Below are 15,732 nucleotides of genomic sequence, written 5' to 3' on the forward strand. Positions count from 1 at the left end.
TCGGTTACTTCGTGTTTTGTAAGTGGCTGACAAACATAATGAAATTTCCGTATTTTCCGGTTTTTACGAACTTTGACAATAAACTGGAATCTAGGTATTGGAAAACAAAAGGCGACTTTCGTACATTCCGCCGCATCAGCATTCAGCGGTGAATTCCCATGGTAAGCGATCTCATGAAGGATGAAGATCTGCCGGACAAACCAGTAGACCTCTTTCCCAAGGGGTGGACGGTCGGGCGTTCTGCTGCATCGCTCGTGCGGGATGGCGAAAACGTGCTGCTCGAAGGCAAGGGTAAATCCGCCGACGAGTCGCCCGCGGGCGCAAAATCGTCGCCGAAAAAAGCCGAACCATCACAAGCAGATGCCGCGGCGGCACCTGTTGCCGAGAACACTGAAAGCAACAAAAAAGCGGCTGCCAAGACGACACCGGCAGTAGATCGCGACCTTGCCGATCTTGCCGACCCAGATACCGAAACCTTGTTCGACGATGCCGATGACGACTTGTGGGCGTCCAGCGTGTTTGTCGGCAGCGAGCCCGATGTGGACGACGACGCCGAGTCGTCAGACCCCTGCAACGACACCGGCACCTTCTTTCTGCATCCCAGTGCCGCCAAGGAACATGAACGGCTGTCGAAATTGGCGCGCGACGACGACGCGACCGAGGTCCGGATGCCGGCCGTCGACCGCTCCGCCGCAGATGATCGCGATCAAACGCGGCCGCTGCCGCAATTGGGCGGGCGCGAGCGCGATCCCCTGATCAACTGGTCGATGGCCGACCTGGCCGATGAACGATCCCCCCGGCTGCCGGTCGACTACGACGAAGCCGTGCTACCCGACCGCGAGGTCGAGTCGATCAGTGTTGACAATGACGAGACCGCGCCCATGGCGGCCCTGATGGATCACCAGGTGGTGGAGGTCGGTGCTGCGCTGACCGCTTTGCGCAACGATAGCTTCCGCCGACCGGCGCGCACCCATGGGCACGATGACGCCGACCAAGCCATGGGCTCCTTGGGCCGCTGGGGCAGGCGCATCGCCTTGTTCGGTCTGTGGGCACTGGTGGCGCTGTTGCTGATGGTGCTGTTTTCCGCAGTTACCGTTGTCGAACAACAACGCAGCGTCAAAGCCGGCGTGGTCGACACGGTGGTTGCGATGGGCGATCAGATCGGTGATTGGGCCAGCGGGATCCGTGGGTGGATCACGGGCGAGGAGGCTAAGTCTGTCGAAGAGCTGACGACTGATGGCCGGCCTGCCGATGCGAAGGCCGACAGCGACGGGATGACGGTGTTGGAAAAGTCACCGGAAGAACAACCGGTGCGTGTCGATCTGCCGGCAAACTAAGCGCCGGCAGATCGAACAGTTTGGTCAGATCTACTTGCTGGCGGCGTCCGCCACGTGCGAAGAGCCCGACTTGAGAGCAGACAGGTCCCAACCGCACTGACGCTCGACGACCGCAAAGATGGCGTCGTCGGTCTTGTGCAGCATGGTCAGCTTCGGATCGTTGTCACCGCGCTTGGGACGCTGATCCCAGATGTGCTTGGGCGACAGACGGCAGCTCTTCTTGTACTTCGCCGGATAGTGCGCCTCAGCGAATTTCTGCTGTCCCCATACACTGCTACGGCGCGGTGCTTCCCCGCGTTGCGCGACCGTGATGGCCAGGTACTTGCCGGTATAGCGTACGTCCGGATTGCGGCGTGCGTGACGACTGCGATTGAAGTCGATCGGGCCTTCTTTCATCGCTCCGCCGACCAGCTCGTAGGTGTCCTGGTCGAACAGAACCGGTTCACCGGTAGGCAGGGTTACTTTGAACACGCCCTTGCTGTGGTCGGAGGTCAACGAAGGCAGCTGTTTGCGTGGGAAGAAATGCACCTCGCGGAACATATTGTCGTGGCTGAAACGACCCGAAATCTTGACGTCGTCGTTGACCGCCAGATAGATGTTTTCGCGCGCACGGTCGGCGAACAGGAAGGCGTATTCGCGCCGTGGACCTTTCTTCTTCATTCCGACCGGGTTGACCTTGGGTGAGCCGCTGTTGTTGAACGAGAAGCCGACCACGTTGCGCTTGCGGTTCGGTTCGTAGAAGTAATAACGCAGGCCCTTGTGAGCAGTGGCCTTGATACTGCGGTCGTAGCGATACTTTTCCCGAATGCCGTCGCGCTCCGGCGAAGCCGTTTCCGAGAGTGCTGCCAAGCCGTCGAATCGAGGATAGCTGTAGGTTTGCTTCGGTGTTTCTTTTGGGGTCGGTTTTTCCTGCACCGGCGCACACGCCGCAATTGCCAGGGCACAACCAACAACGATCAGTTTACGCACTGCAAAGTCTCCCTTGTCATTAATCGGTCGCAAGTCCAGGCGAGCGTCAAGCTCGGTGAAACGCCTCTGACGTTTAGTGATCGGCACCCTGTCCTGCGTTCATTATGTGACGGCCCGAATCCGGTCGACTGAACCCTGAGCAGGCAGCAGCGACCCCGGCTATCGCCGATAACGTGAACCCGGCACGGTTTCCGGAGGCCTCACTCTACGGTGGCTTCCCCCCGGGGGAACGTGGTTCGTGATCTTAGTGTGGGTCGCCCAGGCGATTCAACCATTGCCGCGGAGATACGCCGGTAAGCGCGCTAAATGCACGCGAAAAGGCGCTGGCGCTGGCGTAGCCGGTGGCGTCGGCGGCCCGCTGAATCGAATTGCCGCGGCGCAGCATAGATTGTGCGACGCCGACGCGGTAATCGCCCAGGTAGGCGAGTGGGGTCGCCCCGACCTTCTCGCGAAAGCGGGCGGCGAAGCGTGCGCGCGACATGCCTGCAACCTTGGCCAGAGTGGCCAGCGTCCAGGGTTCGGCCGGCGCGTCGTGCATGGCGTTGATCGCTTTGAGCAGCTGTGGGTCGGCGAGGCCGGCCAGCAGGCCGATGTCGAGTCGGCCCTTGTCCATCAGGTCTCGCAGCAACTGAATGATCACGACCTCGGCCAGTCGGTCGAGTATCGCTTGGCGTCCGCAGTGCACCTCGCCGGCTTCGCGAAACAGCAGGTGCAGGGTTGCATCGAGGTCTGCCAGGTCGATCAGCGGCAACAGGATCAGGTCGGGGAGGGCGGTGACGAGCGGGTTGCGTAGGCCGCCGTCGAACTCGAATGAGGCGCACACGGTTTCGGTGCCGGATGCCGCGGGTACCAGTCGATGAGTGGTCGGGCTCATGTAGAAAGCGAGCGTCGGCTCGGCGATCTCTACCGGTGCACGGCCGGCAGTCTCCAGTCGCAGGCGTCCGTCGCGCACGATGTGCAGATAACCGAATCCATCTTCGGCCTCGAACAGCGTTGAGCGGCACACGGGGCCCGTCTGGAAGACGTGGGCACGCAACGAAAACCATTTGAGCAGAGAAACGAGTCGATCTTGCATGCGAGACTATCGGTATAAAAATAGCGACGATTAGGCACAAATCGTATCACATTCCAGGCCATGCTTCCGTCACCCCGATCGTGGGGCGAACGTCAAACATTCAGGAGATCGAGAATCATGACCAGAATTTCACCCGTGTCGCTGAACGACATCGACAAGGCAACCGCCGACGTCCTGTCCGGCGTACGCAAAAAACTCGGTGTGCTGCCGAACATTTTCACCACCTTTGCGCATGCGCCGGCGGCGCTGCGCGGCTATCTGGCGTTGAACGAGTCGCTCGCCGGCGGCGCGTTGACGGCTCGCCAACGCGAATCCATAGCGATTGCAGTCGCGCAAGAAAACGCCTGTGAGTATTGCCTCAGCGCGCATGCGGCGATCGGCAAGGGTCAAGGGCTCAACGATGCCGATATCGCCCAGGCGCGCATCGGCGGTGCGCAAGATCCCACCGAGAACCTGATCACCGCGTTCGCGTTGAAACTGGTCCGGTCGAAAGGTGAGTTGGATGCCGAGGAGTTTGCCGTGGCCAAGGCCGCCGGCCTGAGCGACCGGCAGATCGTCGAGATCATCGCCCATGTCGCGCTCAACGTGATGACCAACTACCTCAACAAGGTGGCCGGTACGGCCGTCGACTTTCCCTTGTTGTCACTCGATAACGCAGCCTGACCGCTCGCGCGTAGAGGAGAAGAATATGCAAACCAACAAACTGATATGCCGCCTCGGCGCCATTGGCAGCCTGGCCATTGTGTCGTTCACTTCGACGATTGTGTCGGCGGACTACCCCAACGTCGAATCGGGACCTGTATTTGACGAGCGAGGTCGATTGCTACAGCCGAGCAACTTTCGCGAAGGGGTGTTTATCGGTGCGCCTTTGACGCCGCATGCGTTGAATGACGGAAAGGCGGGCTTCCCCGAGTTCCACAACGTGTACGTTGACCGCGCCGCCTATCGACACTTTCAGCGCACTGGCGAATGGCCGGAGGGAACGGTGCTGGTCAAAGAGCTGCAATTGGTGAAGAAGGGCACTTTCGACGATGGCTCGCGGTTGGAGGCATCCGGGCGCGGTTATTTTCCGGATGAACCCAACGGGCTCGACGTGTCGGTCAAGGACAGCAGGCGTTTTGCCGCGACCGACGGCTGGGGCTTTTTCAACTTCGGCCACCATGCGCCGCCCTATGCGTCGGCCGCCGAGGTCGCGCCGGCAGAGGCATGTGCGGCTTGCCATCAGGCCAACGCGCACGACGATATGGTGTTCTCGGACTTCTATCGTCAGCTGACTCCGCTGCCGACGCCGGCAATGCCTTGAGTTGTCCACGCGCACCGGAACCGTCAGCAGACCGTTTCGGTGCGACTGTGCAGCGGTTCAATTTCAACGCCGGTGGCTCAAATGCAGCACGACCAGCACCGCTCGTTGTATCTGAGGGCTGGCGATGGGGCTGAACCGCAAGGACTTATCAGCATTTCCGCGAATAGCGCGAAGCTTGGCATGTGCTCTGCAATATCCGTTGTGCCAATTCAACACGGAGAGGAGCGAACAATGACAATCTTCGAAGCACTTCGGGCCGACCACGATGTACAGCGTGCCCTGATCAACGACCTGGTCAACACGGAAGGCGACAGCGCAACCCGCCGTCGGCTGTTCGATGAGATCAAGGCCGAACTGCAGGCGCATGCGGCGGCGGAAGAACGCCATTTTTATGTACCGCTGATGGCGTCGGATATGACGATCGAAAAGGCCCGGCACAGTGTGGCCGAGCATCACGAACTCGACGAGTTTATTGAACAGCTGGAAGAAACCGAGTTTTCATCGCCGGGCTGGCTGGTTACCGCGAAGAAGCTCGAACACCGTTTGTTGCACCACCTCGAGGAAGAGGAGCGCGAGGTATTTCAACTCGCCGGCAAGGTGTTGTCGGAAAACGACAAGGAACTGCTGGCCAAGCGCTTTAACAACGAATTGAAAGAGCAGAAGCTCGCCATTGGTTCATAACTCTGCTTGGTTATTCGATCAGCGTGAAGCAATCCAGATCGCGGGCCACACTCATAGGCCCGCGATAGGCCTCGGCAATGAGCGCCTTGTTTTGTTCCAGCGTGCGCAGGCTGCGCGCCATCAGGTGCGACAGCACCAGCTTTTTAACCCCGCTGTCGGCTGCCAGTCGGCCGATACGGCGTGGCGTCGCATGCAGGCTGCGTGCGGCATGGCCGGCCTCCTGCGGGATGGCGTGAGCCATCACCAGCAAATTGACGTCTTTCGAAAGTGCGGCAAAGGCGGGGTTGTCGTCGCTCTGGTCGCCGGAAAACGCGATACGTTTGCCGCGTGCCTCCACCGTCAATCCCAAAGCCGGAACGATGCCATGCCGCACGCCGACGGCACTCACCTTGATGTCGTCCGTCTGTAAAACGATTAGCGGTTGCGTGATCGTCGCGTCGACGTCGGTCGGTATGGCCTCGAACAAATCATCACTGCCATCCAGGTAGCCTGCCAGGTAGCGGAACGCGCCGCGATCCTGGCCGAACAACGCCTGCAAAAACTCAGAGGTCGCCGGCCAGCCGCTCTTACCGGTCGGGCCAATGATCGGGAGTGGGCGAGTGCGTGAGGAAAAATAGCCGCTTTTCAGCAAGGCGGGCAGGTCGGCGGCATGGTCGGTGTGCAGATGCGTGAGCACGATGGCGTCGAGGTCTGCGATGTCCGCACCCGACTGCCCGAACCGCAGAAAAACGCCACCGCCGACATCAACCATCACCTTCGCCTTGCCGTCCAACCAGACCAGGTAGCCACTGGAGGCGCGGTCGTCGTCAGCGATCGGTCCACCCGAGCCAAGCACCTGCACCGCCAAAGTGCCTGCGCAGGTGGACGGTGCGTCCGCGCCCATGGCGTTGGTGGCGAGCAGCAATGCGCTCAGTGCTGCGAACAGTGTCTTCATTCCGTGGTTTCTCCCGAATTGCCGTCGCGACTCGATGCCTTTGCCCGACCCGAAGCAAGAAGACCGGCGCCGACATCGTTTTGTTTCAAAAATGTCATCAGAGCGTTTGTCGTGATCTCAGGGCAAAAAAATTGGAATAAAGCCGGCATTGCGGTGTTCTTGTCGTTAGTGACCCGGCGCCATAGGGGCGGGTGTCTGTGAATTCAAGCAACACAAGGAAACAACTATGCCTTTGTCGATTCGATCGTTGATGCTTGGCGCCATGCTGTGGATGCCGATTGCTACCCTGGCTGCGGAACCCGCCGCCAATGGGCTGCTCATGCCGGAAGACTATAAAGACTGGCGGGTGATCTCCAGTTCGCACCGCACCGATCACAAGAGTCTGCGGGTGATTCTCGGTAACGATATTGCGGTAAAAGCGGCAAGGGAAGGCAACACGAATCCTTGGCCCGATGGCGCGATCCTGGGCAAGGTGGTGTGGAAAGAAAAAGTCGATCCGCACTGGGCTGCGGCGATCGTACCGGGTGACTTCTCACACGCCGAGTTCATGTACAAGGATTCGAAAAAATGGGCGGCCAATGACGGATGGGGTTATGCGCGCTGGGTCGGCACGGAGCTAAAGCCCTACGGCAATGATGCCACCGCAGCACAGGCCGAGTGCATTGCTTGTCATACCCCGGTTAAAGACCGCGACTGGGTGTTCACTACGCCGGCCGTCTTTCCCTAGCCTAAGTGGCCGCGGCATCGCCCACGTTGTGAGCGATCGATGATGAATGGAGGCACTGATGCCCTACGGTTGTCGTGAACGATAGATTTCGCAAGGACATGACGGCGCAGATTCCCAGTCTGCGCCGTTATGCGCGCGCGCTGACCGGTACGCAGGACGAGGCGGACGATCTCGTTCAAGATTGCCTTGCGCGCGCCTGGAGCCGGATGCATATGTGGCAGCCGGGCAGCGACCTGCGCAAATGGTTGTTCGCGATCATGCACAACCTCTATGTCAACAACGTGCGTCGCTCGGCGCGAACGCCGCAGGCGGTACCGTTGGATGACGTGGCGGCTTCGCTGCCGCAACGCGATCAGGCTGCTGATTCGTTGCATCTGCGTGACCTGGAGTCCGCGTTTGCAAAGCTTTCGCCCGACCAAAAACAGGTGCTTCTCTTGGTCTCGCTGGAGGGGCTTTCTTATTCCGAGGTTGCGCTGATGCTCGACGTGCCGCTCGGCACCGTCATGTCTCGTCTGCACCGCGCCCGACAGAAATTGCGTGAGCTGTTGGGTTTCGACAGCATAGTGTCGCTGAGGGCCGTGAAATGAACGAGACGACGAGACCAATCACAGATGACGACCTGCACGGCTATGCCGACGGGCAACTGTCGCCGCAACGTCGCGCCGTGGTCGAAGCCTATCTGCAGGAGAACACCGAAGCGGCGCAGTTGGTGCGTTCCTATGTGCAGATCAATCAAGGTTTGCATGCGCTATTTGACGAACCGGCAAGCGAGCCGGCGGTGGAAGATTTCCACCCTGCGGTGCGGCGACTGTCGAATGCGTGGCGAATGGCGGCGGCAGGGGTTGTGATGGCTGTTGGTTTCGCCGCCGGCTGGCTGGGCCATGTTATTGCCGATGATGCGACATCGCCGGTGATGGTCGATCTGGTCAGTCCGGCGGCATTCGCGCATGTGGTGTTCACAACCGACAAGACACACCCGGTCGAGATCGACTCCGAGCAGGCAGAACACCTTGAAACCTGGTTGTCGAACCGTCTGGATACGCCGTTGCAGGCGCCGGACCTTGGCTCGCAAGGTTTCCGTTTGCTCGGTGGTCGGCTGCTGCCGTCGACCGGGCGCATGGCCGCACAGTTCATGTACGAGAACGAACAGGGTCTGCGCGTGACCCTGTACCAACGCAAGGGCGAATGGGGGCGCAACGACAATGCATTCGGTTATGCCTTTTATGACGGTGTCGGTGTGCTGTTCTGGACCGAGGGTCAGATGGGGTATGCCTTGTCGGGCGCGCTCGACCGGTCGCGCATATTGAAGCTCGCTGATGCGATGCGGGGGCTGAAGGCGCCGCCGGCCAGGCATTTCTAGGTTTCGGATTGCGTTCGACGCAGCTCCACTCCAATCGAAAGAAGGACGCGAGCGCCACTGGGTGGACGCGGGAGATGGTGTGCACGAAAGAGATCTGGAAGCTTTGACCCCCGCTCTTGGGATCGCCCAAGCATGCTTGAAAGAAATAGACAGAAACGAAGAGAAAAGCGAAAGATCGATTGATTACATGTATTTACTTCGTTTCTGGTGTGTTCTCTAGTTTATTTCCATTCTGGTCCTTGCGCGTGCCCATCAGTCGCAATGAATCAATTGGTCATCGCGCCAAATGTAAGCATTGTGGCGCGACTTGCCGGGCTGGATGTGTTCGATTCCTTGCAACGTGTTGGCGGGTAAGGAAGGTTTTGACATACTGAAACCTTGAATCAGCACGGTCATGCGAATTCAAGAATGGACGAACTAAAAATAAAGCCGGATATTGCGCAAGGCTTAATCTGTCCCGTATGCAAGTCGCCTGGAATGCAACTGAGCGACTCAGCGTTTCATTGCAGCAATCATGATCATTCAAACTGCTTCCCAGTTATCGATGGTTGCCCAGTGCTGATCAACGAAGGGAACAGTGTCTTTGCCATCGAAGATTTTCAATCTCGACATGTCACAACCATGGATCTGCGCAAGCCGTCAGAGAAGCCAAACACCCTGGCTGACAAGGTGAAGCGTTGGTTGGCAAAACTCACTCCCTCCATCTCGCGGTCAGTCAGCGATTACTTTCCCAAGGATGCCCTGGAGGAAGTCCAGGCCAGCTTAGGTCATGCACCAAAGGCGTTGATCCTGGGTGCGGGTGATCGACAGATCAAAGCTACGGCGAGCGGTGACATCGTTTATAGCGATGTCGCTGTTGGTGAGTTGACGCAACTGGTCTGCGATGCTCACGACATCCCGTTCCCTGAGAACTATTTTGATGTCGTGATTGCGGCTGCGGTGCTCGAACATGTTGCGGACCCTTATCGCTGCGTTAACGAGATACATCGCGTATTGAAACCCCAAGGATTCGTTTACGCGATCACACCTTTCATGCAGCAAGTGCACATGGGGCGCTACGACTTCACCCGATTCACCCATCTTGGGCATCGCCGCCTATTCCGAAGGTTCACCGAAGAGCGCAGCGGCGTAGCCAATGGCCAGGGAATGGTTCTGGCATGGAGCATTGAGCGTTTCATAGCGGGGTTTTCCGACAATCCTCGCACGCATGCCAAGCTGCGCAGCTTGGCTCGTTTTGTCGCGTTTCCGTTTTCTCGCTTCGATCGCGTGCTCGCCAAGAAGGCGTGTGCGTATGACTCGGCTTCTGCGTTTTACTTTTTTGGGCGCAAAAGCGACCAAGTATTGTCCGATAGGGATCTCATCAAAGGCTATCGTGGGCTGTTGTAGGTCGATGGCTGGGGTCGGCGTTGTGTTCGCATGCGGCTGATCCAGCAGTTTTGCCATTGGGCTATCGATCAACCTACCCGCATCACGTAGACCGCATTGCTTTTGACCTTGGGAGTGGTGATGTAAATCACGCTCTTCCATGGCGCGTAGTAAAACACCTTTTTGCCGGGATAGCGGTCATAGGGCGGTGGCTTGCCGTCAGGCGTGTAGCGTCCCTCGGTCTTGTCGTTTGGATCGAAAGTGAACCATCGGCCTTGAATCTTGGGTTGCTGCATGCGCCTGAGCACCTTGTCCCATTCCGGGATATAGACACAAGCAGGCATCTCGTTTTTCCAGTCAAAGGCAACGCCCTTGAACTTGCCATTTTTAATGGATTCCTTTTTCAGGTCGTAAATTGCCCATCGTGCACTACCGTTCGCATAGCCGAGATAAAGAATGTTGTCTTTATAGCGGGTGCCGCAGGTGGAACCGCCGAGGCTCCACGGTACGCCCTTTTGGAGTCGCACCTTATGGGTCTTCGGGTCATAGCGAATATGATCGTGGCGACTGTATTTCTTGTAGCGAAGATGGCCGACCACGGTGTCGTGGAACTCGTTGTAAAACAGATTTCCGTAGATGTCCGGATACCTGTTTTTGCCCTTTACGTGCCAGACCTTCCCCGTTGTTTCTTTGCTGACGGTGTTGAACGACCAGAGATGGCCGCGCGATTGGTTGATGGTTTTGCGTTTCGTGTCGAACCACACGCCGTTGTACTGGTGGCGCGAGGTGGGCATGCCGTCCGGCAGTATGTCCGCCGGCTTTTTGAGTGCGGGGCGATAATTGGTGAAGTTCTTGGATTTTCTGTATTCGTTGGACCATTCGAATCCTGGTCGGTCAGGATCGGAGGGAAGCTGTTCGATGACCCAGGTATCGTCACCGCCCATATGTTCGATATCGAGCGACCAGATGGCATTCAGGCTCGTATTGCCGTGTCCTCCTCCCCAGGGTATGTAAAATTTGCCATCGTCCCCGAGATCGCCGCTGACCCACGCGCTGAAGGTCTCTCGTATTGAGCCGTTGCCGTGGTTGAGCGTTTTGAAACGCTTGCCCATGGCCGACTCAAGTTTTCGCTGCAACGGCACGAGTGAGGTATCGGCAACTTCGTACCATGTGTTCAGCTGAAGCTTGTGGAGGCTTTCTTGTAGCACTCTGCCGTCTGAATCTTTCTCTGGAACCCAGACGAAATCACTTTCGGCCCACGTTGGGAATGAACTCAGTATGAGCACAATGACGATGCTCAGTTGTGCACGAATCATCCTGTATCGGCTCGCTCGTTGAGACTTCAGTGTTAGGCTAACTCCCTGCTTGTCATGCGGCAAGGCTGCAGCCAACGAACCCCGCTTGCTCAAGCGAGCCTGTTAACAACGACACAAAATGTCGTGAGTGTTCACGTTTTTGATTTCGACGTTGGCCGGCAGCGTGCGTGTCGTGGGATAAAAAGCGTTCGTTGTAGAGAAGTGGCGTTAAGGGGCGTAGCTGGAGGAAATGATCTCTAGAGCGTTCGACCGCCTTGTGATCCATCGGCTACGGATTCAGCGGTACCGCCCCTCTTTGAGAATTCGACATACTGAGGGTTACTCGATCTTTCTGAAGTATTTCCGTTTGCACTTGTGGCAACGAAACTTTGGATTTCTCAGCAGTAACCTTTCCAAGAACGTCCTATGGACACGATCAGCGGTTTGGTGTCCGCAGAAAGGGCATTTGAGACTGTAGTCGCGAAAGAACATCGAAATGATCTAACCGTTTGATCTGTTACATAGACCGTTGTCGTAGATAGCGGGTGTTCTCTCCGCCAAGTCTTCGAACCGATCCGCACCAGTCCAGTAGATGCCGCCTCTCGGATCGCGTCAACCGGAGACTTTGTAGACCAACTCGGTCCGCGAGTTGCGGGCCGGCATTTTGGCCAACAACCGCCGATAGTCGATTTGCGCAGGGTGTATGCATGGGCAAGAGTCAGCAGTAACGAAACGGTCCGGCGCAAGATCTGCGAGAGTATCGGTACTCGTCCGATGGCTTTGGCATACGGAAACCATGGCCGATGCCTGAATGCGATCGCATGAGGACGCAAGATACGCGGCGCGTTGGCCGGGGCTCGTTTCCTGGTGCGCCGAATGCGTGGGTGCGATCTGTTTGAGATCAGCCCCGGATTCGCTCCGGGGTTTCTCGTGTCTTGACCGTTTTGGGAAAATGATCCGAGCGCCAAACGATAACGAGGCGTGATCAATCGCCGATGTGATTGGTGCGCCCGTTCGAACGTCGTTCGAATTCCCATCTGAATAACAGGGCGACCAATTCTGAAGAAATGGCGCGCCCGACAGGATTTGAACCTGTGACCCCCGCCTTCGGAGGGCGGTACTCTATCCAGCTGAGCTACGGGCGCTTTGTGAACTGATTGTCTCTCGAAATTGATCGAGCTTCCGGCCGTTCTGCGAACGGCAGGGCGGTACCCACGCCGCTGCGCGGCTTCCCCGGCCCAAGCCTACCGGCTCGGGCGTTCGTTACTGGCAACGCCATGTTAAATGGCCTTGCCTCGCCTTGCGGCGACCGCGCCTCACCCAGCTGAGCTACGGGCGCTTTGTGAACTCATTGTCTCGACCTTTCGACCGGCGCTGAATTGCAGCCGTTGCCGAAGGCGAACATCAGCGGCCGACATTCTCGCCGATTGCGTGGGCTATCTCAATCGAAAGCGTGATTCTTGCGATTCGGTGCCGCTCGCGCGGCGGGTGTGCGTTCAGACCGGAAGGGGCGGATTCGATAAAGCGCCGATGGTCTGGTGCAGCAGCAAGATGCCCAGGCCGATGGTAAACAGCCCCATCATCGCGGTAAGGCTGTTGTGGGCCCAGGTCAGTCGGCGTGCCGACCACTGCAGGGGCAGGCTGATGACGACAGCCATTGCGCTCATCCCGAGCAGCGAACCAATACCGAACGTGACCAAGTACATCAGGCCTTCCAGTGGGGATTCGACCGAACCAAGCGCGAACACGATCAGCGCCGCCGACCCCGCCATGCCGTGCACCATACCGACGACAAGCGAGCGTAACGGCGTGCGTGCGGCGTGCCTGTGGTTGTGCGGGTCGTTGTCATGTGCTCCGCCGGGGGCGTGACTGTGGGCGTGAAAGTGCGTCTGTTCGCCGTGGCGGTGACGGTGAAAATGCACGCGCTGTTGCAGCATACGGCGCAAGACATCCGCACCCAGCAGAACCAGCATGCCGCCGACGGCAGTTTCGAGCCACAGTGCCAGCGTCTGGTCCATCGCGCTGCCAACGGCGAGGGCGGTTCCGCCGAAAATAAAAATCATCAGGCTGTGACCGAGCCCCCATGCGCCGCCGTGCTTGGCGGCATCGCGCAGGCTCTTGCTTTGGGTTGTCAGGCTGGCGACGGCGGCGAGATGGTCGGCCTCGGTCGCATGCTGTAGGCCGATGAGCAGTCCCAGAATCAAGACACTGAGCACGTCGGTCTCCGGGCGAATATGTGGTGATATTGCAGCAGACTTGAGACGGACAATCCCTGTCGCCGGTCAATCGAGCCGCAGTTGTCGCCGGGGTTCATCGCCGCAGCAGTCGGGCGGCTGCGATGGCGGCCTGCCCAAGTGAGATGCCGCCATCATTGCTCGGCACCTGCGAATGCGACATCAGCTTCAGTTCGTAGTGCGACAGGTAGTCGTGCAGCCGGGTGAACAGCGTGCGATTCTGAAAAACCCCGCCGGAGAGCGCCACGGTGTCCAGGTCCATCCGGTCGCACAGCGCGATGGCGAACATGCCGATACCCTTGGCCAGTCCGTTGTGGAATCGCGCACTGATGCGTTCGACGTCGACCCCGGCGCGCAGATCCGACAACAGGTCTTCCCAGAATGCCGTGAGTTCGAGTTTTTCTTCGGTGTGCGGGAATCGATAGGCGCCTTGTTCATCGGGCGCGCGACGTGCGGCGTTCTCCAGTGCGATTGCTGCCTGGCCTTCGTGGCTGATCAACTCGCGACACAGCCCGAGCGCGCCCGCGACCGCATCGAACAGGCGGCCCACGCCGCTGCTCAAGGGTGAATTCAGGCCGCGCTCTACCATTTGCTCGAACACCGCCAGCGGCTTGCCGTCGCTGAGCCACTCGACGATCTCTACGTTGGGCCACAGGCTACAGACGCGCTGCCAGCCCACCTGGGTCGCGAGATGCGCCCAGGTATTGCGCCACGGCTCGAGCAGTGCCTTGGTGCCGCCGGGCAGTGGCACCGGTTGTTGGAATCCGGCCCGGCTGAAATCCAGGTAATCGGCCTTCAGGAACTCGCCACCCCACAAGGTGCCGTCGGTTCCCATGCCGAGCCCGTCGAGGGCGATGCCCAGCACCGGACCGCCATCGAGCGGCCAGGCGTTGTCTGCCAGCACCGACGCGATGTGCGCATGATGATGTTGTACCTCGATCAGTTCGAGATTCTCACGTTCGGCAAGCGCCTGCCCGTAACGCGTCGAGCGGTAGTCCGGATGCAGGTCTACGGCAATCGCCTGCGGGGAATGCTGGAACAGCGACCGATACAGCGCCAGGCTGCGTTCCCAGGCGTCGCTGGTGCGAGCATCCTCAAGATCGCCAAGGTGCTGAGACAGCGTGGCATTACCGTCCTGCAGCAGACAGAAGGTGTTCTTGAGCTCACCGCCGAGCGCCAGCAGGGGCGGCGCCGCTTCGAATCCCTGTGGCATGGCGATCGGCGCTGGGGCGTAACCGCGCGCGCGGCGCAGAAAGCGCGGCCTGTCGAGGTCGACACGCACTACCGAATCATCGACCCGATTGACGATCTCGCGATCGTGCACCAGCCAGCAATCGGCGATCTCGCGCAGGCGATCGGATGCATCGGTGTTGTCGGTGCACTGGGGTTCGTCTGACAGGTTGCCGCTGGTCATAACCAACGGCATGCCCGGTTTGAACGCCTGCCAGTCGGCCAATAGCAGCTGGTGCAGCGGACTGTAGGGCAGCATGAAACCGAGTTGTGTCTGGTCGGGGGCCAACGCGTGCGGCAGTTCAGGTGCATCTGCGCGGCGTTCGGCGAGCACTATTGGTGCGGCCGTGCTCGATAGCAGGGCTTTTTCGGTATCGTCCAACGCGACGAAACGCGCTGCCTGTTCGACCGAGGCGACCATCAGCGCGAACGGTTTGGCATCGCGGCGCTTGCGTTTGCGTAACTCGTCGACTGCCTCCGCCTGGCTCGCGTCGCACGCCAGATGAAATCCACCGATACCCTTGACTGCGACGATCTGGCCGGCGGCGAGACGCGCGGCAGCCGCGGCTATTGCGTCCTGAAAGGTGGTGCTGTCGGCGATCAGGCGGTGTTTGGCATCTTCCAACCACACCTGCGGACCGCATTCCGGGCAGGCATTTGGTTGTGCATGAAAGCGGCGATCGGCCGGGTCGTCGTACTCGGCCTGGCAGGCAGGGCACTGCGTGAATACCGACATGCTGGTGTTGGCGCGGTCGTAGGGGATGCCCTTGACGATTGATAGGCGCGGCCCGCAATGCGTGCAATTGGTGAATGCATAACGGTAGCGGCGATCGTCGGGGGCGAACAGCTCTTGGCGACAGGCCTCGCAGGTCGCCGCGTCCGCCACGATGCCGGTACGTGCCGCTGTTGCCTCGCTCGCCTGGATGCTAAAGCCGTCTTCTTCCGGCGCCGTATCGTCGATTGCGATGCGTTCGATCGAATCGATCCGCGCCAGCGGCGGACGTTCGCTGTGCAGCGCGTCGCAGAAGGCGTCTAGCGAGCCGTTCGGTCCCCAGGCGTTGACCAACACCCCTTCGCCGTCGTTGATGACGTTGCCGCGCAGGCCAAGCGCGTTCGCCACCCGCCAAACGGTTGGTCGAAACCCGACACCTTGTACCAAACCCCGCACGCGTATCCGCTCGCCACGCATATCAATGGCGAGCCGAGTCTGGGGAAGGGGCGC

Annotated in this window: 14 protein-coding genes and 1 tRNA gene; 8 read left to right on the forward strand and 7 right to left on the reverse strand. The window is 59.2% G+C overall.

Translation table 11 applies throughout. The features are described 5' to 3' along the window. Positions 1-158 precede the first annotated feature (158 nt). Entirely contained in the window at positions 159-1,337 is a 1,179-nt protein-coding gene (locus B1781_RS02515; RefSeq protein ID WP_078118173.1) for a hypothetical protein, read from the forward strand. 30 nt (positions 1,338-1,367) lie between these two features. Here the strand turns inward: B1781_RS02515 and B1781_RS02520 are convergent, their stop codons facing one another. Continuing rightward, positions 1,368-2,306 (reverse strand): hypothetical protein, encoded by a 939-nt coding sequence (locus B1781_RS02520; RefSeq protein WP_078118174.1) that lies wholly within the window; start codon positions 2,304-2,306, stop codon positions 1,368-1,370. A 244-nt stretch (positions 2,307-2,550) separates the two neighbouring features. Beyond that, a complete protein-coding gene (locus B1781_RS02525) occupies positions 2,551-3,381 on the reverse strand; it encodes an AraC family transcriptional regulator (RefSeq protein WP_078118175.1) in 831 nt (276 codons plus the stop codon). Positions 3,382-3,498: 117 nt separating this feature from the next. On the opposite strand from B1781_RS02525, the gene B1781_RS02530 reads away from it, so the two are divergent. The 3 genes from B1781_RS02530 to B1781_RS02540 all read left to right on the forward strand — a co-directional run bounded on the left by B1781_RS02530 (position 3,499) and on the right by B1781_RS02540 (position 5,365). Then, positions 3,499-4,044, forward strand: coding sequence for a carboxymuconolactone decarboxylase family protein (locus B1781_RS02530; RefSeq protein WP_125931839.1), 546 nt, complete (start codon positions 3,499-3,501; stop codon positions 4,042-4,044). Between the two features lie 25 nt (positions 4,045-4,069). After that, positions 4,070-4,684: a cytochrome P460 family protein gene (locus tag B1781_RS02535; RefSeq protein WP_078118176.1), complete on the forward strand. Its 615-nt coding sequence runs from the start codon at positions 4,070-4,072 to the stop codon at positions 4,682-4,684. 81 nt (positions 4,685-4,765) lie between these two features. Next, a complete protein-coding gene (locus B1781_RS02540) occupies positions 4,766-5,365 on the forward strand; it encodes a hemerythrin domain-containing protein (RefSeq protein ID WP_334223860.1) in 600 nt (199 codons plus the stop codon). Positions 5,366-5,375: 10 nt separating this feature from the next. Here the strand turns inward: B1781_RS02540 and B1781_RS02545 are convergent, their stop codons facing one another. Continuing rightward, positions 5,376-6,299 (reverse strand): MBL fold metallo-hydrolase, encoded by a 924-nt coding sequence (locus B1781_RS02545; RefSeq protein ID WP_078118178.1) that lies wholly within the window; start codon positions 6,297-6,299, stop codon positions 5,376-5,378. A 226-nt stretch (positions 6,300-6,525) separates the two neighbouring features. Between B1781_RS02545 and B1781_RS02550 the strand changes: the two genes are divergently transcribed. The 4 genes from B1781_RS02550 (at position 6,526) to B1781_RS02565 (ending at position 9,772) form a co-directional block, all read left to right on the forward strand. Beyond that, the gene (locus B1781_RS02550) at positions 6,526-7,026 is read left to right on the forward strand and encodes a cytochrome P460 family protein (protein ID WP_125931840.1); all 501 of its coding nucleotides are present in this window, start codon (positions 6,526-6,528) and stop codon (positions 7,024-7,026) included. 98 nt (positions 7,027-7,124) lie between these two features. Continuing rightward, a complete protein-coding gene (locus tag B1781_RS02555; RefSeq protein ID WP_078118179.1) occupies positions 7,125-7,613 on the forward strand; it encodes an RNA polymerase sigma factor in 489 nt (162 codons plus the stop codon). Then, positions 7,610-8,386: an anti-sigma factor family protein gene (locus B1781_RS02560; protein WP_078118180.1), complete on the forward strand. Its 777-nt coding sequence runs from the start codon at positions 7,610-7,612 to the stop codon at positions 8,384-8,386. The genes B1781_RS02555 and B1781_RS02560 overlap by 4 nt, the downstream gene beginning before the upstream one ends. A gap of 408 nt (positions 8,387-8,794) precedes the next feature. Continuing rightward, positions 8,795-9,772: a methyltransferase domain-containing protein gene (locus B1781_RS02565; protein ID WP_078118181.1), complete on the forward strand. Its 978-nt coding sequence runs from the start codon at positions 8,795-8,797 to the stop codon at positions 9,770-9,772. Between the two features lie 68 nt (positions 9,773-9,840). Here the strand turns inward: B1781_RS02565 and B1781_RS02570 are convergent, their stop codons facing one another. The 4 genes from B1781_RS02570 to hypF all read right to left on the reverse strand — a co-directional run bounded on the left by B1781_RS02570 (position 9,841) and on the right by hypF (position 15,699). After that, positions 9,841-11,067: a hypothetical protein gene (locus B1781_RS02570; RefSeq protein ID WP_078118182.1), complete on the reverse strand. Its 1,227-nt coding sequence runs from the start codon at positions 11,065-11,067 to the stop codon at positions 9,841-9,843. 1,047 nt (positions 11,068-12,114) lie between these two features. Then, a tRNA-Arg gene (locus B1781_RS02575) sits at positions 12,115-12,191 on the reverse strand. A 351-nt stretch (positions 12,192-12,542) separates the two neighbouring features. Then, positions 12,543-13,262 (reverse strand): urease accessory protein UreH domain-containing protein, encoded by a 720-nt coding sequence (locus B1781_RS02580; protein WP_078118183.1) that lies wholly within the window; start codon positions 13,260-13,262, stop codon positions 12,543-12,545. A 94-nt stretch (positions 13,263-13,356) separates the two neighbouring features. Beyond that, positions 13,357-15,699, reverse strand: coding sequence for a carbamoyltransferase HypF (gene hypF, locus B1781_RS02585; RefSeq protein WP_078118184.1), 2,343 nt, complete (start codon positions 15,697-15,699; stop codon positions 13,357-13,359). Positions 15,700-15,732 lie beyond the last annotated feature (33 nt).

It is taken from the genome of Thiosocius teredinicola, from assembly GCF_002009425.1.
Taxonomy (GTDB): Bacteria; Pseudomonadota; Gammaproteobacteria; order Chromatiales; family Chromatiaceae; genus Thiosocius; species Thiosocius teredinicola.

Bases quoted from the DNA above. Each gene is read 5' to 3' on its own strand.
- B1781_RS02570 (WP_078118182.1), bottom strand. From the start codon at position 11,067: ATGATTCGTGCACAACTGAGCATCGTCATTGTGCTCATACTGAGTTCA.
- hypF (WP_078118184.1), bottom strand. From the start codon at position 15,699: ATGCGTGGCGAGCGGATACGCGTGCGGGGTTTGGTACAAGGTGTCGGG.
- B1781_RS02535 (WP_078118176.1), top strand. From the start codon at position 4,070: ATGCAAACCAACAAACTGATATGCCGCCTCGGCGCCATTGGCAGCCTG.
- B1781_RS02555 (WP_078118179.1), top strand. From the start codon at position 7,125: ATGACGGCGCAGATTCCCAGTCTGCGCCGTTATGCGCGCGCGCTGACC.
- B1781_RS02530 (WP_125931839.1), top strand. From the start codon at position 3,499: ATGACCAGAATTTCACCCGTGTCGCTGAACGACATCGACAAGGCAACC.
- B1781_RS02545 (WP_078118178.1), bottom strand. From the start codon at position 6,299: ATGAAGACACTGTTCGCAGCACTGAGCGCATTGCTGCTCGCCACCAAC.
- B1781_RS02550 (WP_125931840.1), top strand. From the start codon at position 6,526: ATGCCTTTGTCGATTCGATCGTTGATGCTTGGCGCCATGCTGTGGATG.
- B1781_RS02515 (WP_078118173.1), top strand. From the start codon at position 159: ATGGTAAGCGATCTCATGAAGGATGAAGATCTGCCGGACAAACCAGTA.
- B1781_RS02560 (WP_078118180.1), top strand. From the start codon at position 7,610: ATGAACGAGACGACGAGACCAATCACAGATGACGACCTGCACGGCTAT.
- B1781_RS02540 (WP_334223860.1), top strand. From the start codon at position 4,766: ATGCAGCACGACCAGCACCGCTCGTTGTATCTGAGGGCTGGCGATGGG.
- B1781_RS02565 (WP_078118181.1), top strand. From the start codon at position 8,795: ATGGACGAACTAAAAATAAAGCCGGATATTGCGCAAGGCTTAATCTGT.
- B1781_RS02525 (WP_078118175.1), bottom strand. From the start codon at position 3,381: ATGCAAGATCGACTCGTTTCTCTGCTCAAATGGTTTTCGTTGCGTGCC.